Here is a 19,200-nt window from a genome sequence, read left to right on the forward strand (position 1 = left end):
ACACCATAAAACCAATAACGGGATTTAGCATGAGTATTGAAATTAAAACCCACTCGATGGAACCGATCCGTCAAACCTACGCGCACATCGCCCGGCGTTTTGGCGACAAACCGGCTACCCGCTATCAGGAAGCCAGTTATGACCTCGAAGCAAAGACCAACTTCCACTACCGCCCGCTGTGGGATGCTGAGCACACTCTCAACGATCCTGAGCGTACCGCGATTCGCATGGACGACTGGTACGCCGTGTCTGATCCGCGGCAGTTCTACTACGGCGCTTATGTAGGCAATCGCGCCAAAATGCAGGAAGCGGCAGAAAGCAGCTTTGCCTTCTGCGACAAGCGCAATCTGCTGGGCCGCCTGCCGGATGCGACCCAACAGCAACTGCTGCGTTTGCTGGTGCCTCTGCGCCACGTTGAGCTGGGCGCGAATATGAATAACAGCATGGTAGCCGGTGATGCTACCGCCACCACTGTAGCGCAGCTGCACATGTATCAGGCGATGGACCGGCTGGGGATTGGCCAGTACTTGTCGCGCATTGCGCTGCTGATTGACGGCAGCACCGGCGCCGGTCTGGATGAATCCAAAACCTTCTGGATGGATGACGCGCTGTGGCAGCCCTTGCGCAAGCTGGTGGAAGACACGCTGGTGGTTCACGACTGGTTTGAGCTGACGCTGGTGCAGAACGTGCTGATCGACGGCCTGCTCTACCCGCTGGTGTACGACAAGATGGATCAGTGGCTGGGCGAGCAGGGCGCGGAAGATGTGTCGATGCTCACCGAGTTTATGCGCGACTGGTACAAGGATTCGCTGCGCTGGACTAACGCTATGGTCAAGGCGGTTGCTGGCGAAAGCGATGCCAACCGCGAGCAGCTGCAAGCCTGGATCAATCAGTGGGAACCGCAAATCTACCAGGCCCTCACCCCTCTTGCCGAAGCCACTTCCGGCCTTGAGGCACTGGACGAAACCCGCGCCCAGCTTGCGGCGCGCCTCAGTAAATTCGGTCTCAACAGCCAGGGAGTTTCCGCATGAGCCAGCTCGTATTTATTGCCTTTCAGGACAACGACAACGCCCGTTATCTGGTGGATGCCGTGGTTGAGGACAACCCCCACGCCGAGGTGCAGTACCAGCCCGCCATGATCCGTATTCAGGCGGAAAAACGACTGGTGATTAACCGCGAGACGATGGAAGAAAAACTCGGCCGCGACTGGGATGTGCAGGAAATGCTGGTGGATGTCATCAGTATCGGCGGAAACGTGGACGAAGACGACGACCACTTTATTTTGCAGTGGAATTGATCGGGAGAAGAATAATGAGCATCAAGCAGAAGAAACTGAATCTTAAAGACAAATACCAGTACCTGACGCGGGACATGGCCTGGGAGCCGTCCTACCAGAAGAAAGAAGATATTTTCCCCGAAGAACAGTTTGAAGGGATCAAAATAACCGACTGGTCGCAGTGGGAAGACCCGTTCCGCCTGACGATGGATGCCTACTGGAAATACCAGGCGGAAAAAGAGAAAAAGCTGTACGCCATTTTTGACGCCTTTGCCCAGAACAACGGCCACCAGAATATTTCCGATGCCCGTTATGTAAACGCGCTGAAACTGTTCCTCAGCGGGGTATCGCCCCTTGAGCACGCCGCTTTTCAGGGTTATGCAAAGGTGGGACGTCAGTTCAGCGGCGCCGGTGCCCGAGTTGCCTGTCAGATGCAGGCCATCGACGAGCTGCGCCACTCACAAACTCAGCAGCACGCCATGAGTCACTACAACAAGCACTTTAACGGCCTGCACGACGGCGCGCACATGCACGACCGCGTGTGGTTCCTGTCGGTGCCCAAGTCTTTCTTTGACGATGCCCGTTCCGCAGGTCCCTTCGAGTTCCTGACGGCGATTTCTTTCTCCTTCGAATATGTGCTGACCAACCTGCTGTTTGTGCCCTTTATGTCGGGTGCGGCCTACAACGGCGACATGGCAACCGTTACCTTCGGCTTCTCTGCCCAGTCGGATGAGGCGCGTCACATGACGCTGGGACTGGAAGTTATCAAGTTCATTCTTGAGCAGCACGAAGACAACGTGCCGATTATTCAGCAGTGGATCGACAAGTGGTTCTGGCGCGGATTCCGCCTGCTGAGTCTGGTCGGCATGATGATGGACTACATGCTGCCGAACAAAGTGATGTCCTGGGCGGAGGCCTGGGAGGTGTACTACGAGCAAAACGGTGGCGCCCTGTTCAAAGACCTTGAGCGCTACGGCATTCGTCCGCCCAAGTATCAGGATGTTGCCAACGACGCCAAGCACCACGTCAGCCACCAGACTTGGTCGACTTTCTACCAGTACAGTCATGCCACCAACTTTCACACTTGGATGCCCGACGAAGAGGAAATGGCTTGGCTGTCAGAGAAGTATCCCGACACCTTCGACAAGTACTACCGCCCGCGTTTCGAGTATTTGAGAAACGAGCATGCCGAGGGGCGCCGTTTCTACAACAACACCTTGCCGCAACTGTGTCAGGTCTGCCAGATCCCCGTCATCTTTACCGAGAAAGACGACCCCACCGCTTTCAGCCATCGCCAGTGGCAATACGAGGGCGAGCGCTACCACTTCTGCTCGGAAGGTTGCTGCGACATTTTCAAAAACGAGCCGGAGAAATACGTGCAGGCCTGGTTGCCGGTACACCAGATTTATCAGGGCAACTGCGGCGGTGCCGACGTCGGCACGGTGGTTTCGGAGTACTACCACATCAAACCGGGCACCGACAATTTGGAGTATGTCGATTCGCCTGATCACCGCCGCTGGCTGGAGATTCAGGGCAAATCGCCCGCCGCCAAACACAGCGGAGACAAACAGGACGCGGCTTGATCCGCACGCCGCCCGGCGAGCTGACCGGGCGGCTCCACGACCCACAATAACAAGGTGACACCGATGACTGTTAAAGCCTTATACGACTACAAGTTTGAACCCAAGGATAAGGTCGAAAATTTCCACGGTATGCAGCTGCTCTATGTGTACTGGCCCAACCATCTGCTGTTCTGCGCGCCCTTTGCTTTTTTGGTGGCGCCGGACATGAGCTTTGGTGAGTTTGTCGAAACCGTACTCAAGCCCGCCGTTGCGGCGCACCCCGATTCGGCAAAGGCGGATTTTCTGGCCGCTGACTGGCTGCTGAATGACGAAGCCTTTGTGCCGGATGCGACCGCGAGTCTGAAAGACAGCGGTATTGATCATAAAAGTATGCTGACGGTGCGCACCCAGGGCCTGAACGGCATCGACGGTTCGGCTTCCTGAGGGCACTGCTATGACTCATACCGTAACCATAGAGCCGATTGGCGAACAGATTGAGGTGGAAGAGGGCCAGACCATACTGCAGGCGGCCCTTCGCCAGGGTGTGTGGCTGCCCTTTGCCTGCGGCCACGGCACCTGCGCTACCTGCAAGGTACAAGTGCTGGAAGGCGATGTTGACGTAGGCGAGGCCTCGCCTTTCGCGCTGATGGATGTTGAACGCGACGAAGGCAAGGTGCTGGTCTGCTGTGCCACGGTGGAAAGCGACGTGGTAATCGAGGCCGACATTGACGTTGACCCCGATTTTGAAGGCCACCCGGTTGAAGATTACGTGGCGACCGTGACGAACATTGTCGAGCTGTCGCCCACCATCAAGGGTATTCATCTCAAGCTGGACCGGCCAATGACGTTTCAGGCCGGTCAGTACATCAATATCGAACTGCCGGGTGTCGAGGGGCCTCGTGCTTTCTCGCTGGCGAATCCTCCGGGGCGCGCCGACGAGGTTGAGCTGCATGTGCGGCTGGTTGAGGGCGGTGCGGCCACCGGCTACATCCACCAGCAGCTGCAGGTGGGCGAGGAGCTGAAACTGTCCGGCCCCTACGGCCAGTTCTTTGTCCGCAACTCGCAGGACGGCGACCTGATTTTCATTGCCGGTGGCTCGGGGCTGTCGAGCCCCCAGTCGATGATTCTCGATCTGCTGGAGCAGGGCGACAGCCGTCATATCACCCTGTTCCAGGGCGCGCGTAATCTCGCCGAACTCTACAACCGCGAGCTGTTTGAAACCCTGGCGCGCGACCACGACAACTTCACCTATGTGCCCGCTCTTAGCGATGTGGCTGACGGCGACGATTGGGATGGGCAGCGAGGCTTTGTTCACGAGGCCGCCAAGGCGCATTTCGATGGCCGCTTTGCCGGTCATAAAGCTTACCTCTGTGGCCCGCCGCCCATGATTGATGCCGCGATTACCGCGCTGATGCAGGGGCGGTTGTTCGAGCGCGACATTTTCATGGAGCGCTTCCTGACCGCCGCTGATGGCGCGGGTGAAGCCCAGCGTTCAGCCCTGTTCAAGAAGATATAGCGGGAGCCGTCATGGGCAGAGTATTTCGCGTTTTAGAACAGTGCAGCGGCCAGAGCTTTGACTGCGAGGCGGCGCAGAGCGTGCTCAAGGCAATGGAGCAAAACGGTATGCGCTGCGTGCCGGTAGGTTGTCGGGGCGGTGGCTGTGGCTTCTGCAAGGTCAAGGTGCTGGAGGGCCAGTTCGAGTGCGGAAAAATGAGTCGGGTTCACGCTCCTCCCGAGGCTGTGGAGCAGGGCGAAGTGCTGGCCTGCCGCGTCTACCCGCTGACTGATCTGATTATTGAGTGCCGTCCCCAAGCGGCGGCGTCCTTTGAGAAACACACAACAATAAAAGCGTTGAGGTAACTGATATGAAAAAAGGTGTAATGCGCCCTGGGCACGTTCAAATTCGCGTCCTTGATATGGATGCGGCAGTCAAACACTACACGGAGTTGTTGGGGCTGATCGAGACCGACCGCGACGAACAGGGCCGGGTGTATCTGAAAGCCTGGACTGAAGTAGACAAGTTTTCGGTAGTCCTGCGTCCGGCTGACGAACCGGGCATGGATTTTATGGGCTTCAAGGTGGTAGACGAAGCCAGCCTGCAGCAACTGGAGCGCGACCTCGAAGCCTATGGTGTCGAACTGGAACAGGTGCCGGCAGGCGACTTGAAAGACTGCGGGCGCCGGGTGCGTTTTGTATCGCCCTCAGGCCACAGCTTTGAGCTGTTCTGTGAGAAGAAATATCTGGGTAAGTGGGGCGTGAGCGAGATCAACCCCGAGGCCTGGCCGCGTGGTTTGAAAGGCATGAAAGCGTTGCGTTTTGACCACTGCCTGCTGTATGGCCCCGAGTTGCAGGCCACCTACGATCTGTTTGTGGACGTACTGGGCTTTTATCTGGCCGAGCAGGTACTGGAACCGGATGGCAACCGCATTGCCCAGTTCCTGACCCTGTCTACCAAGGCGCACGATGTGGCGTTTATCCACCACGAGGAAAAAGGCATGTTCCACCATGCGTCGTTCTTCCTCGAAACCTGGGAAGACATTCTGCGCGCGGCTGATCTGATTACCATGACCGATACCTCGATTGATATCGGCCCCACCCGCCACGGCCTGACCCACGGCAAAACCATTTACTTCTTCGACTCTTCGGGCAACCGCAACGAAGTGTTCTGCGGCGGTGACTACATCTACCCCGATCACAAGCCCACCACCTGGCAGGCGGAGCAACTGGGCAAGGCGATCTTCTATCACGACCGCCAGTTGAACGAGCGATTCCTGACCGTACTCACCTGATCAAGAACCAGCACAGGATTATTCAGTAATGAATGACGTTAAGCATTTCATCAACGGACAGTATGTCGGCTCCGCCAGCGGGCAGCTGTTCGACAATGTGAACCCGGCCAACGGCGAGCTGATCAGCCGGGTTCACGAGGCCGGGCGCGAGGAAGTGGATGCCGCTGTGAAAGCGGCCCGCGCGGCCCTGCACGGCCCCTGGGGGCGAATGACTCTGGATGAACGCATCCGGATTCTGCACAAGGTGGCCGACGGCATTAACGCCCGCTTCGAGGAGTTTCTGGAGGCCGAGTGCCGCGATACCGGCAAACCCCGATCGATGGCCAGCCATATCGATATTCCCCGCGGCGCAGCCAACTTCAAAGTGTTTGCCGACATGGTGAAGAACGTGCCGACAGAGTCCTTCGAGATGGCGACCCCCGACGGCACCGGCGCGCTCAACTATGCCGTGCGTCGTCCCAAGGGCGTGATCGGTGTGATCAGTCCCTGGAACCTGCCGCTGCTGCTGATGACCTGGAAGGTCGGTCCGGCACTGGCCTGCGGTAACACCGTGGTTGTGAAGCCCTCGGAGGAAACCCCCACCACCACCGCGCTGTTGGGTGAGGTGATGAACGAAGCTGGTGTGCCCGCAGGCGTGTACAACGTGGTTCACGGCTTTGGCGGCGATTCGGCGGGCGCGTTTCTAACCGAGCACCCGGATGTGGATGGGTTTACCTTTACCGGCGAAACCACCACCGGCGAAGTCATTATGAAATCGGCTTCCAGAGGCATTCGCGATATTTCGCTGGAGCTGGGTGGTAAAAACGCCGGGCTGGTATTTGCCGACTGCGATATGGACAAGGCCATCGAAGGTACGATGCGCTCCGCCTTTGCCAACTGCGGCCAGGTGTGTCTGGGCACCGAGCGCGTCTATGTTGAGCGCGCCATTTTTGACGAGTTTGTCACCCGGCTGAAAGCGGCGGCGGAGGGGCTGAAAATTGGCCCGCCGGAGGACGCGGCTGCCAACCTCGGCCCGCTGGTCAGCCACAAACACCGCGACAAGGTGATGTCTTACTACCAGAAAGCGGTAGAAGACGGCGCTACGGTCGTTACGGGTGGTGGCGTGCCGGATATGCCCGCCGCGTTGGCGGGAGGCGCCTGGGTGCAGCCGACGATCTGGACAGGCCTGCCGGATGACTCCGCCGTTGTCACCGAAGAAATATTCGGCCCCTGCTGCCACGTTCGCCCCTTCGACACCGAAGAAGAGGCCATCGCCCTGGCGAACAGCCTGCCCTACGGTCTGGCATCGGCAATCTGGACAGAGAACGTCAGCCGCGCCCACCGCGTTGCCGGACAGGTTGAAGCGGGCATCGTCTGGGTGAACAGCTGGTTCCTGCGCGACCTGCGCACACCGTTCGGTGGCAGCAAGCAGTCGGGGATCGGCCGCGAGGGTGGGGTTCACTCGCTGGAGTTCTACACCGAAATGAAAAACGTGTGCATCAAGTTGTGAGGTACCTATGAGTGCTGCCATAGAAAGCCCTGAAATGGGCCGGGAAATCAGCGCGGCGGGTTATCGCACCAATCTGCATGATGTGGGCGAAGGCTTTCCTGTGATGCTGATTCACGGCTCCGGCCCCGGCGTTACCGCCTGGGCCAACTGGCGACTGGTCATGCCGTCGCTGGCAACATCGCGCCGCGTTATTGCCCCCGACATGCTCGGCTTTGGTTACAGCGAGCGCCCGGCAGATGGCGTCTACAACCGCCAGCGCTGGGTGGACCATGCCATCGGCGTAATGGATACGCTGGGACTGGAACAGGTGGATCTGATCGGTAATTCCTTTGGTGGTGGACTGGCACTGGCACTGGCTATTGCGCACCCGCAGCGGGTGCGCCGACTGGTGCTGATGGGGTCGGTGGGGGTGAGCTTTCCGCTTACCGCCGGACTGGATGCCGTATGGGGTTATGAACCGTCGCTGGAGGCCATGCGCAAGCTGCTCGACGTGTTTGCCTATGATCGCAGTCTGGTAACTGACGAGCTGGCTGAGCTGCGTTATCAGGCCAGTATTCGCCCCGGCTTTCAGGAGTCTTTTGCGGCGATGTTTCCAGCGCCGCGCCAACGCTGGGTGGATGCGCTCGGCAGCCCGGAAGAGGCCATTCGCGCACTGCCCCACGACACGCTGATTCTGCACGGACGCGAGGATGAGGTGATTCCGCTCAGCGCCTCGCTGCGGCTGGCCGAACTGATTGACCGCGCTCAGCTGCATGTGTTCGGGCGCTGCGGACACTGGACTCAGATCGAACACGCCGACCGCTTTGCGCGGCTGGTGAATGATTTTCTTAACGAAGCCGATAACACGGCGACAGGAGGGGCTTGATGGAGCCGTCAAAAATTCAGTTACTCGGTGATGAACTCTACGAGGCGATGCTCGCCCGTGAAGCGGTCTCACCTCTGACCAGCCGTGGTGAAGACATCAGCATTGAAGATGCTTACCACATTTCCCTGCGTATGCTGGAGCGACGTCAAGCGGCGGGCGCACGGGTCATCGGCAAAAAAATCGGTGTCACCAGCAAGGCGGTGCAAACCATGCTGAACGTACATCAGCCGGATTTTGGCTATCTGACTGACGACATGGTGTTTAACAGCGGTGAAGTGATGCCGATCAGCGAGCGTCTTATCGCGCCGCGTGCCGAGGGCGAAATTGCCTTCATCCTGAAGAAAGACCTGAGCGGACCGGGCGTGACTAACGCCGATGTACTGGCGGCTACCGAGTGCGTGATGCCTTGCTTCGAGATTGTCGATTCCCGCATCAAGGACTGGAATATTGCCATTCAGGACACTGTGGCCGACAACGCCTCATGCGGCTTGTTTGTGCTGGGCGACGAAGCGGTATCGCCACGCAAGGTTGATCTTGTTACCTGCGGCATGGTGGTGGAAAAGAACGGTGCGCTCATCAGCACCGGCGCTGGCGGTGCCGCGCTGGGCTCGCCGGTGAACTGTGTGGCCTGGCTGGCAAACACGCTGGGCGAATTCGGTATTTCCCTCAAGGCTGGCGAAGTGATTCTGTCAGGTTCGCTGGTGCCTCTGGAGCCGGTGCAGGCGGGTGACAGCCTGCGGGTGGACATTGGTGGTATCGGCAGCGCCTCCGTGCGGTTTGTGTAAGGCCGCTGGCAATCTATCGAGGACGTATTATGAGCAAGAAACTCAAAGCCGCAATCATCGGCTCGGGCAACATCGGCACCGACCTGATGATCAAGATTCTGCGCAAGGGGCAGTTCCTGGAAATGGGCGCGATGGTCGGTATCGACCCCGACTCCGACGGCCTGGCCCGCGCCGCCCGCATGGGCGTGGCCACCACCCACGAAGGGGTGGAGGGACTGGTGAACATGCCGACGTTTGCCGACATCGACATCGTGTTTGATGCCACCTCGGCCAAGGCGCACATGCACAACGAAGTGTTTCTGCGCAGCCGCAAACCGAATCTTAAAATCATCGACCTGACCCCGGCAGCTATCGGCCCCTACTGCGTGCCGGTGGTTAACCTGGAACAACATCTGGGTGAGGGTAACGTCAACATGGTGACGTGTGGCGGCCAGGCCACCATTCCGATGGTGGCCGCGGTATCGCGCATTGCCAAGGTCCACTACGCCGAGATTGTGGCCTCCATCTCCAGCAAGTCGGCCGGGCCGGGCACCCGCGCCAACATCGACGAATTTACCGAAACCACCTCCAAGGCCATTGAAGTGGTGGGCGGCGCCCAAAAAGGCAAGGCCATCATCATTCTCAATCCCGCCGAGCCACCGCTGCTGATGCGCGACACTGTGTACGTGCTCTCCGAGGCCGCCGACAAAGCCGAAGTGGAAGCCTCCGTGGAAGCCATGGTCGCGGCGGTGAACAGCTATGTCCCCGGCTATCGCCTCAAACAGAAAGTCCAGTTTGACGACATTCCCGTCGACCAGCCCATGAACGTGCCCGGCCTCGGCCGCTTCAGTGGCCTGAAAACCTCCATCTTCCTTGAAGTGGAAGGCGCCGCCCACTACCTGCCTGCCTACGCAGGCAACCTCGACATCATGACCTCGGCGGCAATGGGTACCGCTGAGCGCATCGCCGAATCGCTGGTCAACTGAGGAGCACACCATGACATTTACTCCCGGCAAAAAGCTGTATATCTCCGACGTGACCCTGCGCGACGGCAGCCACGCCATTCGCCACCAATACTCCCTGAAAAATGTGCAGGACATCGCCCGCGCCCTCGACCAGGCCAAGGTCGATAGCATCGAAGTGGCCCACGGCGACGGCCTGCAAGGCTCCAGCTTCAACTACGGCTTTGGCGCCCACACCGACCTGGAGTGGATTGAAGCCGTGGCCGAAGTGGTTGAACACGCCCAGATCGCCACCCTGCTGCTGCCCGGCATCGGCACCGTTCACGACCTCGACGCCGCCTACAACGCCGGTGCCCGCATCGTGCGGGTCGCCACCCACTGCACCGAAGCCGATGTCTCCCGCCAGCACATTGAACACGCCCGCAAACTGGACATGGACACCGTCGGCTTCCTGATGATGAGCCACATGCAAACCCCGCAGGGCTTGGCGCAGCAGGCCAAGCTGATGGAAGACTACGGCGCGACCTGCCTCTACGTCGTGGACTCCGGGGGTGCCATGAACATGAACGACATCCGCGCCCGCTTCCGCGCCCTCAAAGACGTCCTCAAGCCCGACACCCTGACCGGCATTCACGCCCACCACAACCTCGCGCTGGGCGTGGCCAACTCCATTGTTGCGGTAGAAGAAGGCTGCGACCGGGTGGATGCCAGCCTGGCGGGCATGGGTGCGGGTGCCGGTAATGCCCCGCTGGAAGTGTGCATTGCCGCCTTCGACAAAATGGGCTGGGAACACGGCACCGACATCTACGCCCTGATGGATGCGGCCGACGACATTGTGCGTCCCCTGCAGGACCGCCCGGTACGGGTAGACCGCGAAACGCTGGCCCTGGGCTATGCGGGGGTTTACTCCAGCTTCCTGCGTCACTCGGAAGTGGCGGCGAAGAAATACGGTCTGAAGACTGTGGATATTTTGGTTGAGCTTGGCCGCCGCCGGATGGTGGGTGGTCAGGAAGACATGATTGTGGATGTGGCGCTGGACCTCCTCGCCGCGCAAGAGGGTTAATTCAAATGACAAGAACACTGACTAACGAGCAAATGATGGCGCTTGCAGAGCACATCGAGAATGCCGAGTTGCAGGCCCATGACATCAGCAAAGTGACCAATCAGTATCCAGAGATGAATTTCGAGGATGCCTACGACGTACAGTGGGAAATCCGCCGTCGCAAAGAAGCGCGTGGCAACAAGGTTATCGGCCTGAAAATGGGCCTGACCTCCTGGGCCAAAATGGCGCAGATGGGTGTGGAAACGCCAATTTACGGTTTTCTGGCCGACTACTTCAGCGTGCCCGACGGCGGTGTGGTGAACACCAAAGAACTGATTCACCCGAAAATTGAGGCGGAGATTGCCTTTGTCACCAAGGCGCCGCTGGAAGGGCCGGGTTGTCACATCGGCGACGTACTGGCGGCCACCGACTTCGTGATTCCCGCTGTGGAAGTGATCGACTCGCGCTACGAGAACTTCAAGTTCGATTTGGTCAGCGTGGTGGCCGATAACGCCTCGTCAACGCGCTTCATTACCGGCGGGCAGATGGCCGATGTGGCAGATGTCGATCTGAAAACCCTCGGTGTGGTCGTTGAGAAAAACGGTGAAATTGTTGAAGTTGGTGCCGGTGCTGCTGTGCTGGGGCACCCTGCATCCAGCGTTGCCATGCTGGCAAACCTGCTGGCCGAGCGCGGCGAGCATATTCCCGCGGGCAGCTTCATTATGACCGGCGGAATTACCGCAGCGATTGCTGTTGAAGCGGGCGATAATATTTGCGTGCGTTATCAGGGGCTGGGTTCAGTCTCGGCACGTTTTGAATAAGGAGAGCGGGTATGCCAATAGCACAGCTTTACATTATTGAAGGTCGCAGCGATGAGCAAAAGGAAACGCTGATCCGCGAAGTGACAGAGGCCATGTCGCGCTCGCTGGACGCGCCGGTGGAGCGCATCCGCGTGATGATTACCGAAATGCCCAAGCAACACTTCGGGATCGCCGGGCAGTCGGCCAAGCAACTGGGGCGCTGAACGGCGCTCCGTAACACTAAAACCAGAAGGGCGAGCGGCGTATGCAGAGAGTGCCGGTGATTTACCTGTCATCCAGCATGGAAGTTCTGCTGAGCAGCAATGGCCGCTCGCCGCTTCATCAGGTCTTTGCACCGCTTGGCGAGGTTGAAGCGTTGCTCTTCGTTTCGCAAAGTGATTTGGGATATTCCGTCAAAATCTGCCATGGCGGCGAGGGCGGGCCCTATGCATCGCGGCTTAAAACCAAGTGCGCAGCGGCAGGTATTGATGTGGAGATGGACAGATACATCTCCTCGAGCCTGACCTTGCTGGCCGGTTCTCTGCTTCCAAAAAGGCAGGTGTCAGTGATGGAATTGCGCTTGCCACCGGGGAGACCTGCTGAGGAATACATAAGATTGGGTGAGCATATTGCCCAAGGGGTGGAGGACGGTGTAGCCGTTGTCTGTCTCGACCGTCAGGGCAGTCGCGAAAACCTGACAGGGCATCGGGATGTGCAGTCGGCTTTGCAGCGATTGAAGGGGCTAAAAATGCCGTCAGGGAAGTGCACGTCGTTGCCCGGCGATCTGGTTCGCGATCTCATATACATAGCGGTCGGCATATCCGGTCGTTTGGCGCCCTCGCATCTTTTCGGCAGTGCCCCCGCCGACAGTCAGCGAGCCTTTAACGGCTGCGGCTGGTTTTAGTGATGCGCTGGTTGATTCTGGGAGCGGGGGGGATTGGTGGATACTACGCCGCCCGGCTCGCTGCCGCAGGTGATCAGGTGATGGTAACTGCACGTGGCGAACATCTCGCTGCGATACAGGCGCGCGGACTCAGGCTGAAGTGGGAAGGCGGTGAGCTGCATCAAGGGCTGCTGGCAGTGGATCAGTCCACATTGATTCGGGCATACCGTGCCGAGGATTTCGACGTCATTGTGCTGGCGATCAAGGCGGGCGCCACGGCGGCGGTCATGGCGGCGCTTGACGGCTGGCTGGCAAATGCGGCAGTGCCGGTACTATCGCTGCAAAATGGTGTGGACAATGAGGGGGTTATTGCTGCACAGCTCGGCAATGAACGCACACTGGGCGGCCTTGCAGTGAAAATCGGTGGGCATATTGTCGCCCCTGGTGTGATCAGCGCCGAGGGGGAGGCCAGGGTGGTGATGGGCTGTTGGCCGCACTATACCAATGTGGCAGACCGTCGCATGCCGCTGCTGGGTAGGATGAAGAGCGCCTTTGATGTCGCGGGAATCCCCGCTGATATAAGTGGCGACATTCGCCACGCATTGTGGCGTAAATTGATTATTAACAACGGCGTAAACCCCCTTTCTGCCCTTACAGGGCTGGATACTCGTCAGCTTACTCATCACGCCGAATTTAGCCGTATTGTGCTGGGTATGATGGATGAAGTGGTTATAGCCTCCGCTGCCGACGGCGTTAACCTTACTGCCTGTGACCGCGACGAGATGTTTGAACTTATCAGCCGGTTTAACGCTATCAAAACCTCTATGCTGGTGGACGTTGAAAAACAGCGACCGCTGGAGATAGACGCCATCTGCGGTGCAGTGGTCGAGCGCTGCCGAGTGCTGGGGCAGGAGCCTGTCTACACCGCGACTGTAATGTCTCTGCTTAGGCAGCGTAACGCTGATGTTTCGCTCTAGTTTCTCCGCTGCTTAGGTATTGGAGAAGCTCGTTGTTGCATCCTGGGTAGAGACGTCCACGCTGACACCGTATCGTTTCGGAAGAGCTTTGTTCAGATATAGTGCGCCAGATGTTATATTTTGGGACATATGATCTTATTTGGTGCGTCGACAGGGTGTTGTCGCAGCCGGACGACAACCCAATAGGCCCATGATGGCGAGAGCAGGGCGTTCGGAACGTTTTCTTATATCAGTAAATGAGGTAGTTATGCGTTCTTTCTCCATGATGACGGTGTTGTTGCTGGCGGTGCTTTCAGTGGGCTGTGCGTCGACACCCGATCAGCAAAACCGTCAGTCCAATGCGGTTTCTGAGCTCGATAATGGTGCAAAGTGTAAGGTCAAGATTGTGGCCAATACCCATCGTCGAGTGAAAGTCTGCTGAGTTGGTCCCATCCGCTCAAGCAATAAGGGTGGCTCTAGGCCGCCCTTTTTTGTGCCAGGCCGGTGCCGTGGTGCAGGTTTTTCCGTAGCGCAGCCCGTAGAAAACGATCCTTTTGTGGTGCGCTGCTATATTCCCGTGCACTGCAATGGCACCTATTGAACTGTTCCCGGCTTTTCGCGCCTTTCCAATAATTGCTTGCTGCTCAATCTCTTAGGTTTATTTTCAGGTGTTGGTACAGGCCTTGCTCTAGCTAGGGCAAGAAGTATCCGGGACGACCCGGAGCGGTCAGTGCCGTTTCTTTGTCTGGACGACCAGGCGACATTTTGAATATTCAACATTATTCAGGAGGTTGCCAAAGTGTCAGACAAATCCTCGCCACACTCTGCCTTTACCCAGCTACCCACCGTCGATATCGGCGGTCTTTTCAGTGATGACCCGTTGTGCCGATTGGCGGTGGCCAATGAGCTGAGCCGCGCGGCACGCGACGTTGGCTTTTTATACATCACCGGCCACGGTGTCAGTCCCGCCCTGCAAATGCGTTTGATCGAGCAGGCCAAGGCCTATTTTGCCCAGCCGCTGGACGACAAAATGCGCTTTTACATCGGCCAGTCGGAGAACCACAGCGGCTACGTACCTGAAGGTGAGGAGCGCTTCGGTGATGGCGTTGCCGATTGCAAAGAAGCCTACGATATCAATTACGACTACCGCGCCGAACTCGGTCGTCGTCCCATGCTGGGGCCCACGCAATGGCCAGATGCGCCGAGCTTTAAGGACGACGTGCAGGCCTATTATCAGGCGGCGCTCCACGTGGCGGATGCCTTGTTCCGCGGTTTTGCGCTGGCGCTGAACCTCGAAGAAGACGCGTTGAGCCGCATGGTGAATCACCCGCCCAGTCAGTTGCGGATGATTCACTACCCCTACAACGAAAATGTCGTTCACGACCGCCCTGGCATTGGCGCGCACACCGACTACGAGTGCTTCACCATTCTCATGCCAACGGCTCCCGGCCTGGAAGTGCTGAATGGCGCGGGAGAGTGGATTGATGTGCCACTGAAAGACAACGCCTTTGTGATCAATATTGGCGACATGCTCGAAGTGCTAAGCAACGGACAGTTCGTGGCTACCTCGCACCGGGTACGGAAGGTGCAGGAAGAGCGCTATTCCTTTCCGCTGTTTTGCGCCTGCGACTATGACGCAGAGATTTCGCCGATTGCGTCCCTCCCCAAAGGCCGGGAAGATCGCGACTACGGCAGCCTGAAATGCGGCGATCATCTCTACGCTCAAACCATTCAAACCTTTTCCTATTTAAAGCAGCGTCTGGCGAGTGGCGAAATTTGCCTGCCCGAGAATGCGCGCAGCGTGGATAGCTTCGGCTATCACGGACAATAGGGAGCGGAGCATGCATTTAGCTGAACTTCTGCAACATCATCAGTACCGCCCAGAACGCGGTGTACCCGACTGGATGCTGGGCTATTTCAAGCGCCGCAGCATCAGCTTTGCCAATGGCGATACGGATACCCGCACCCACGTCTGCTGGTTGCAAAGTCGCAACTTCACTATCGACTTGCGCCTGCCGGAGGCCGCCGAGCAGGTGGCGGCCAAAGCCTGGGAGGATTACAGCGCGGCAGAGCTGCGCGCCTTGGGCAACTACGAAGGCTGGGTGGCCGACAGTGTATGGAATGGCGAAACCCTGTCATGGCAGAACGAAAAGGCCTTGCAGCTTCACGGCCGCTGGCAGGAGCCCGCCTATTTAAAACGGGTGGGCAACTGCATGATGGAATTCTGCCCCAGCAATGTTTACGTCGAGGACTGGCGGCTCCAACCCAGTCACCCCGGCCCCTTGATTGGCCTGCGGCTGTTGGAAGAGAAAAGCCTGAGCACGGGAGAACGGTATTCCCGCGATGGTGGTCTCATCATCTGTGGCGACTATGCAGCGCTGGTGCTGGCGCGGCCCGATCCGATTCGCGCCGAAAAAGACAATGCCCTGCGCGAGAAAGCTGAACAGGCGGCGGGCGATGCCGCTGCGCTGGGGCAGCTGTTCAATTTCGAAACCTCCGTCGCCAGTGGCTCGTCGGCTCAAGGCTATACCGTTGAGCTAAGCACCTGCCCTGCGCGACAAGGGCAGGCACTGTTGTCGTTGGACGGCTTTTCAGTGGCTGCCAATGGTCGCGAGCTCACACAGCGTTATACGCAAAAAGACGGCACTACCATGGAGCGGCGATTTGCCATCGACACTCTGGAGGCGACCTGCGCCTTCCCACAATTCACTCAGACAAGCGCACAGGCAAACCAGTGGTTTGAGCGCGAGCGAGAAACCCTGTGTCGCTATACCCAACCCTGTTACTGATGCCGAGAGGTCAAATGATGAAGAAGTTTGTTACGCGAATGAAAAACAGTCGAAAGCGACTGGCAGCCGCCCTGTGCCTGATGGTGTGTGCAATGGGTGTTGGTGCTGTCCACGCCGAGGAGAAAAAGTCCTTTAAGGTTGCCTGGTCGATTTATTCCGGTTGGATGCCTTGGGCCTATGCCACCGATAAAGGCATTATCAAAAAGTGGGCCGACAAATACGGCATCGAAATTGAAGTCGTGCAGATGAACGACTACATCGAATCCATCAACCAGTTTACGGCCGGCAAATTTGACGCCTGCGCCATGACCAATATGGACGCCCTGACTATCCCGGCCGCCTTCGGCGTGGAAACCACCGGCCTGATTCTGGGGGATTACTCCAATGGCAACGATGGCCTGGTACTGAAAGACGCCAAGAGCATTGCCGATATCAAAGGCCGCCAGGTAAATCTGGTGGAACTGTCTGTTTCCCATTACTTCCTTGCCCGCGCACTGGATATGAATGGTATGTCTGAGCGCGACGTAACGGTGGTGAACACCTCGGATGCCGACGCCGTATCGTCCTTCATGACTGACGACGTGACCGCCGCTGCGGTATGGAATCCGCAGCTCGGTATTATCCTCGACAATGCCGAAGACGCGATTGAAGTCTTTACCTCCAAGCAAATCCCCGGCGAAATTATCGACATGATGGCCGCCAACACCGAAACCCTCAAAGCCAATCCGGCCTTCGGCAAAGCGTTGGTCGGCGCATGGTTTGAAACCCTTGCGCTGATGCAGGGCGACTCCGCCGAGGCCATCGCCGCGCGCAGCTACATGGCTGAGCAGGCGGGTACCGATCTGGCAGGCTACGATGCCCAGTTGGATGACACCATGCTCTTCTACAGTCCCGCTGATGCCTACAAATTTGCCAGCAGCGACGAACTGCCCGTGGTGATGGACAAAGTCCGTCAGTTCTCCTTCGACAAAGGCCTGCTCGGTGAAGCCAGTCCCAGCCCTGACGTGGTGGGTATGAGCTTTTCTGATGGCTCGGTGCTGGGCGACAACAGCAATATCAAACTGCACTTCGATGCCAGCTACGTGAAAATGGCAGCTGACGGCAAGCTTTAAGCCCTGCGTCGTCGAATAACACAAGCCTCGGGGGTTAAGCTCTCGGGGCTTTTTTATTTGGCTCAGGGAAAGCGATATTGCGCCGGCAAGTCGCAGCAAAATACGGGCGGATTGAGGGGGCGTGAGTTATGAGAAACTGGGGGGAAGAAGAGTGGCGCCCAGAGGCGGAATCGAACCACCGGTACGAGGGGTTTCAATACTACATTCAAGTCCCTTAATCGTACTCCACTACTAGGTTTCAGTCTTCTTGAAAAGCTCGCGTAGACTTTATTGCCTGCCTTGCTAGGCTGTACAACTTCTAATTTTAATATCATATCCACGGCGTGCCACTAGACTACCGCCTGAGTCGAGACAGGATTGGTTACCCTTCCTCGTATTCCTTGATAGAGCGTCCATCGGCGAGCTTCCAATTCCATCTGCCGTTGATTGATGTTCCAACAATGACGGCTGCTGCTTGAGAGGGGCTTGAAAATACATATCTCTTCACGAATTTATATTGCGTGCTGTTGGGTGTGGTGGCTACGACTGAGTTGTCGATCAGTCGTTGGCGAAGCTTTCGGTATCCCTCTGATAAACTGGGCTTAGTTTCTTGGCAGAATTCGGACCCCTCAAGCACAACAAGCCCTTCATTCGTCACAAGACCATGTGCTGATATGTTGTTGACCTTTAGTTGTACTTCCATCGACTGACTTTGTTGAGTTTCTTCGGCGGTTGCGGAGGGAGGCTTGGCGTCTGTCGTGGTGTTGAAGGACGGTGTGCCCAGTGGTTCTAGCGTTTTGTGGCCTAGTGTCCCTAAGAGCGTCCTTATATTGATAACAAACTCGTCCATAGAGGCTCTGTCGCCACGGGGTAGCGTTGGCTCTTGGGGCTCCGTGCTGTTCAAAAGTGGCTCGCGGCCTGCAGCCTTGGCAAGGCGTATAAGCTTTGACTCGAGATACTTGACGTGTGACTTGGTTAGGTTTTCGTCCTTGCTTGTGATCAGTGTGACCTCGTTCCAGAAGTCTTTATTGGCAAGATGATTCAAGAGGCGATCGTATACAGATTCAGCCTCCCCAATATACACGGCTGGCTGGCTAGTCTCTGGATCATCACCGAACAGGAAATACACGCCTGGCTTGTGTGCTTCTTCCCATGCGTTAAGTGCTTTTACCGTAGTCCTTGGCGATGAGATTGCTTGCCCTGTCCAGTTGACGATCTCTGCGTGACGTATGCCTGAAACTGAGCCTGACGCTAGGTATATTCGGATCGTCTTGCCTATGTCCATGTCGTGTCCTGTATCCTTATTTGTGTAGAGCGCGTGCTAGTGTACCTTGGTAATTAAGTGCTGCAGGAGGGCTCGTCTGTTGGCAGCGCACCTATTTCTATACCGGTCGTCAGAGTAATATGGGGGGCTTGCTGGGCTGAAAATTATCTCGCAAAAATTATGCGTTCCTAGAGCCCTCATACCCAGTTACTGCGTTGCTGTCCTGGCTTAACAGCTGCACCAGTTTAGGGTGAATAAACAGCTTTTCCTTACCCACTTGTCGTTCTTCCAATACCCCGACATCACAGAGCTGTTTGAGATAGACCGAAGCCGTCTGCCTTTTGGCTATGCCTGCTTCCACAAGGTTCTGGATGCGGCAGTAGGGCTGTTGGAAGATGATTTGTACCAACTCGTGACTGTAAATCTTGGGTAGTTCGGCCTGTAGGTGCTGCCCGGTGTGCTCCATTAACTCCCGAGTGGCCCCAATTTTGGCTGTCGTCCACTGTGAGGTCTGCTCTACCGCAGCCAGCATGTACAGAATCCATTCTTCCCAGTTCTGCTCCCTTGTCACCCCCAGCAGTAGCCGGTAGTAATCGGCCTTGTTCTGCACGATGTGAATCCCCCCGGGTTTATCGGAGGCTAACTTTCTTGAGAGAATTAGCTGATGA

The 19,200-nt window shown here is 57.4% G+C and carries 22 protein-coding genes; 20 read left to right on the plus strand and 2 right to left on the minus strand.

Annotation, left to right across the window (positions count from 1 at the left end):
* Nucleotides 1-29 precede the first annotated feature (29 nt).
* From AC5DB9_RS01730 to AC5DB9_RS01825, 20 genes are all read left to right on the plus strand, one after another.
* Nucleotides 30-1,031, plus strand: a complete 1,002-nt coding sequence (locus AC5DB9_RS01730; protein WP_272991097.1) for an aromatic/alkene monooxygenase hydroxylase subunit beta — start codon at nucleotides 30-32, stop codon at nucleotides 1,029-1,031.
* On the plus strand, nucleotides 1,028-1,297 hold the full coding sequence (locus AC5DB9_RS01735) for an MmoB/DmpM family protein (RefSeq protein ID WP_022959283.1): 270 nt from the start codon (nucleotides 1,028-1,030) through the stop codon (nucleotides 1,295-1,297). The genes AC5DB9_RS01730 and AC5DB9_RS01735 overlap by 4 nt, the downstream gene beginning before the upstream one ends.
* 14 nt (nucleotides 1,298-1,311) lie before the next feature.
* Nucleotides 1,312-2,859 carry an aromatic/alkene/methane monooxygenase hydroxylase/oxygenase subunit alpha gene (locus AC5DB9_RS01740; RefSeq protein ID WP_273009004.1) on the plus strand — a complete coding sequence of 516 codons (1,548 nt, stop codon included), beginning with the start codon at nucleotides 1,312-1,314 and terminating at the stop codon, nucleotides 2,857-2,859.
* A 63-nt stretch (nucleotides 2,860-2,922) separates the two neighbouring features.
* The gene (locus AC5DB9_RS01745) at nucleotides 2,923-3,282 is read left to right on the plus strand and encodes a phenol hydroxylase subunit P4 (protein ID WP_022959285.1); all 360 of its coding nucleotides are present in this window, start codon (nucleotides 2,923-2,925) and stop codon (nucleotides 3,280-3,282) included.
* Nucleotides 3,283-3,292: 10 nt separating this feature from the next.
* Nucleotides 3,293-4,354, plus strand: a complete 1,062-nt coding sequence (locus AC5DB9_RS01750; protein WP_272991103.1) for an NADH:ubiquinone reductase (Na(+)-transporting) subunit F — start codon at nucleotides 3,293-3,295, stop codon at nucleotides 4,352-4,354.
* A gap of 11 nt (nucleotides 4,355-4,365) precedes the next feature.
* The gene (locus AC5DB9_RS01755) at nucleotides 4,366-4,698 is read left to right on the plus strand and encodes a 2Fe-2S iron-sulfur cluster-binding protein (protein ID WP_022959287.1); all 333 of its coding nucleotides are present in this window, start codon (nucleotides 4,366-4,368) and stop codon (nucleotides 4,696-4,698) included.
* A gap of 5 nt (nucleotides 4,699-4,703) precedes the next feature.
* Nucleotides 4,704-5,627, plus strand: a complete 924-nt coding sequence (locus AC5DB9_RS01760) for a catechol 2,3-dioxygenase (protein WP_272991107.1) — start codon at nucleotides 4,704-4,706, stop codon at nucleotides 5,625-5,627.
* A gap of 28 nt (nucleotides 5,628-5,655) precedes the next feature.
* The gene (locus AC5DB9_RS01765; protein WP_272991109.1) at nucleotides 5,656-7,116 is read left to right on the plus strand and encodes a 2-hydroxymuconic semialdehyde dehydrogenase; all 1,461 of its coding nucleotides are present in this window, start codon (nucleotides 5,656-5,658) and stop codon (nucleotides 7,114-7,116) included.
* Between the two features lie 7 nt (nucleotides 7,117-7,123).
* Nucleotides 7,124-7,981, plus strand: a complete 858-nt coding sequence (locus AC5DB9_RS01770) for an alpha/beta fold hydrolase (protein WP_272991111.1) — start codon at nucleotides 7,124-7,126, stop codon at nucleotides 7,979-7,981.
* A complete protein-coding gene (gene dmpE, locus AC5DB9_RS01775) occupies nucleotides 7,981-8,766 on the plus strand; it encodes a 2-oxopent-4-enoate hydratase (RefSeq protein WP_022959291.1) in 786 nt (261 codons plus the stop codon). The genes AC5DB9_RS01770 and dmpE overlap by 1 nt, the downstream gene beginning before the upstream one ends.
* Before the next feature lie 29 nt (nucleotides 8,767-8,795).
* Nucleotides 8,796-9,731, plus strand: a complete 936-nt coding sequence (locus AC5DB9_RS01780) for an acetaldehyde dehydrogenase (acetylating) (RefSeq protein ID WP_272991112.1) — start codon at nucleotides 8,796-8,798, stop codon at nucleotides 9,729-9,731.
* A gap of 10 nt (nucleotides 9,732-9,741) precedes the next feature.
* Entirely contained in the window at nucleotides 9,742-10,770 is a 1,029-nt protein-coding gene (gene dmpG / locus AC5DB9_RS01785; protein ID WP_272991114.1) for a 4-hydroxy-2-oxovalerate aldolase, read from the plus strand.
* A gap of 5 nt (nucleotides 10,771-10,775) precedes the next feature.
* Nucleotides 10,776-11,570 (plus strand): 2-oxo-3-hexenedioate decarboxylase, encoded by a 795-nt coding sequence (gene dmpH / locus AC5DB9_RS01790; protein ID WP_272991115.1) that lies wholly within the window; start codon nucleotides 10,776-10,778, stop codon nucleotides 11,568-11,570.
* A gap of 11 nt (nucleotides 11,571-11,581) precedes the next feature.
* On the plus strand, nucleotides 11,582-11,773 hold the full coding sequence (thmT, locus tag AC5DB9_RS01795; protein WP_022959295.1) for a 2-hydroxymuconate tautomerase: 192 nt from the start codon (nucleotides 11,582-11,584) through the stop codon (nucleotides 11,771-11,773).
* Nucleotides 11,774-11,814: 41 nt separating this feature from the next.
* A complete protein-coding gene (locus tag AC5DB9_RS01800; protein WP_272991116.1) occupies nucleotides 11,815-12,453 on the plus strand; it encodes a hypothetical protein in 639 nt (212 codons plus the stop codon).
* A 2-nt stretch (nucleotides 12,454-12,455) separates the two neighbouring features.
* Nucleotides 12,456-13,409, plus strand: a complete 954-nt coding sequence (locus AC5DB9_RS01805) for a ketopantoate reductase family protein (protein ID WP_022959297.1) — start codon at nucleotides 12,456-12,458, stop codon at nucleotides 13,407-13,409.
* A 247-nt stretch (nucleotides 13,410-13,656) separates the two neighbouring features.
* Nucleotides 13,657-13,830: a hypothetical protein gene (locus AC5DB9_RS01810; RefSeq protein WP_272991117.1), complete on the plus strand. Its 174-nt coding sequence runs from the start codon at nucleotides 13,657-13,659 to the stop codon at nucleotides 13,828-13,830.
* A gap of 357 nt (nucleotides 13,831-14,187) precedes the next feature.
* On the plus strand, nucleotides 14,188-15,219 hold the full coding sequence (locus tag AC5DB9_RS01815; protein ID WP_272991119.1) for an isopenicillin N synthase family dioxygenase: 1,032 nt from the start codon (nucleotides 14,188-14,190) through the stop codon (nucleotides 15,217-15,219).
* Between the two features lie 10 nt (nucleotides 15,220-15,229).
* The gene (locus AC5DB9_RS01820) at nucleotides 15,230-16,177 is read left to right on the plus strand and encodes a hypothetical protein (protein ID WP_272991120.1); all 948 of its coding nucleotides are present in this window, start codon (nucleotides 15,230-15,232) and stop codon (nucleotides 16,175-16,177) included.
* Between the two features lie 17 nt (nucleotides 16,178-16,194).
* Nucleotides 16,195-17,289, plus strand: a complete 1,095-nt coding sequence (locus AC5DB9_RS01825; protein ID WP_272991122.1) for a putative urea ABC transporter substrate-binding protein — start codon at nucleotides 16,195-16,197, stop codon at nucleotides 17,287-17,289.
* Between the two features lie 361 nt (nucleotides 17,290-17,650).
* Here AC5DB9_RS01825 and AC5DB9_RS01830 read toward each other — a convergent pair whose 3' ends face one another.
* Both AC5DB9_RS01830 and AC5DB9_RS01835 read right to left on the minus strand, forming a co-directional pair.
* Nucleotides 17,651-18,553 (minus strand): GIY-YIG nuclease family protein, encoded by a 903-nt coding sequence (locus AC5DB9_RS01830; RefSeq protein WP_272991121.1) that lies wholly within the window; start codon nucleotides 18,551-18,553, stop codon nucleotides 17,651-17,653.
* 157 nt (nucleotides 18,554-18,710) lie between these two features.
* The coding region (locus AC5DB9_RS01835; RefSeq protein ID WP_483151430.1) for a Fic family protein at nucleotides 18,711-19,200 on the minus strand (490 nt) is incomplete at its 5' end.

The organism is Spongiibacter sp. (assembly GCF_984394615.1).

Coding starts and splice junctions, on each gene's coding strand:
- AC5DB9_RS01730 (WP_272991097.1), top strand. CDS start 30: ATGAGTATTGAAATTAAAACCCACTCGATGGAACCGATCCGTCAAACC.
- AC5DB9_RS01735 (WP_022959283.1), top strand. CDS start 1,028: ATGAGCCAGCTCGTATTTATTGCCTTTCAGGACAACGACAACGCCCGT.
- AC5DB9_RS01740 (WP_273009004.1), top strand. CDS start 1,312: ATGAGCATCAAGCAGAAGAAACTGAATCTTAAAGACAAATACCAGTAC.
- AC5DB9_RS01745 (WP_022959285.1), top strand. CDS start 2,923: ATGACTGTTAAAGCCTTATACGACTACAAGTTTGAACCCAAGGATAAG.
- AC5DB9_RS01750 (WP_272991103.1), top strand. CDS start 3,293: ATGACTCATACCGTAACCATAGAGCCGATTGGCGAACAGATTGAGGTG.
- AC5DB9_RS01755 (WP_022959287.1), top strand. CDS start 4,366: ATGGGCAGAGTATTTCGCGTTTTAGAACAGTGCAGCGGCCAGAGCTTT.
- AC5DB9_RS01760 (WP_272991107.1), top strand. CDS start 4,704: ATGAAAAAAGGTGTAATGCGCCCTGGGCACGTTCAAATTCGCGTCCTT.
- AC5DB9_RS01765 (WP_272991109.1), top strand. CDS start 5,656: ATGAATGACGTTAAGCATTTCATCAACGGACAGTATGTCGGCTCCGCC.
- AC5DB9_RS01770 (WP_272991111.1), top strand. CDS start 7,124: ATGAGTGCTGCCATAGAAAGCCCTGAAATGGGCCGGGAAATCAGCGCG.
- dmpE (WP_022959291.1), top strand. CDS start 7,981: ATGGAGCCGTCAAAAATTCAGTTACTCGGTGATGAACTCTACGAGGCG.
- AC5DB9_RS01780 (WP_272991112.1), top strand. CDS start 8,796: ATGAGCAAGAAACTCAAAGCCGCAATCATCGGCTCGGGCAACATCGGC.
- dmpG (WP_272991114.1), top strand. CDS start 9,742: ATGACATTTACTCCCGGCAAAAAGCTGTATATCTCCGACGTGACCCTG.
- dmpH (WP_272991115.1), top strand. CDS start 10,776: ATGACAAGAACACTGACTAACGAGCAAATGATGGCGCTTGCAGAGCAC.
- thmT (WP_022959295.1), top strand. CDS start 11,582: ATGCCAATAGCACAGCTTTACATTATTGAAGGTCGCAGCGATGAGCAA.
- AC5DB9_RS01800 (WP_272991116.1), top strand. CDS start 11,815: ATGCAGAGAGTGCCGGTGATTTACCTGTCATCCAGCATGGAAGTTCTG.
- AC5DB9_RS01805 (WP_022959297.1), top strand. CDS start 12,456: ATGCGCTGGTTGATTCTGGGAGCGGGGGGGATTGGTGGATACTACGCC.
- AC5DB9_RS01810 (WP_272991117.1), top strand. CDS start 13,657: ATGCGTTCTTTCTCCATGATGACGGTGTTGTTGCTGGCGGTGCTTTCA.
- AC5DB9_RS01820 (WP_272991120.1), top strand. CDS start 15,230: ATGCATTTAGCTGAACTTCTGCAACATCATCAGTACCGCCCAGAACGC.
- AC5DB9_RS01825 (WP_272991122.1), top strand. CDS start 16,195: ATGAAGAAGTTTGTTACGCGAATGAAAAACAGTCGAAAGCGACTGGCA.
- AC5DB9_RS01830 (WP_272991121.1), bottom strand. CDS start 18,553: ATGGACATAGGCAAGACGATCCGAATATACCTAGCGTCAGGCTCAGTT.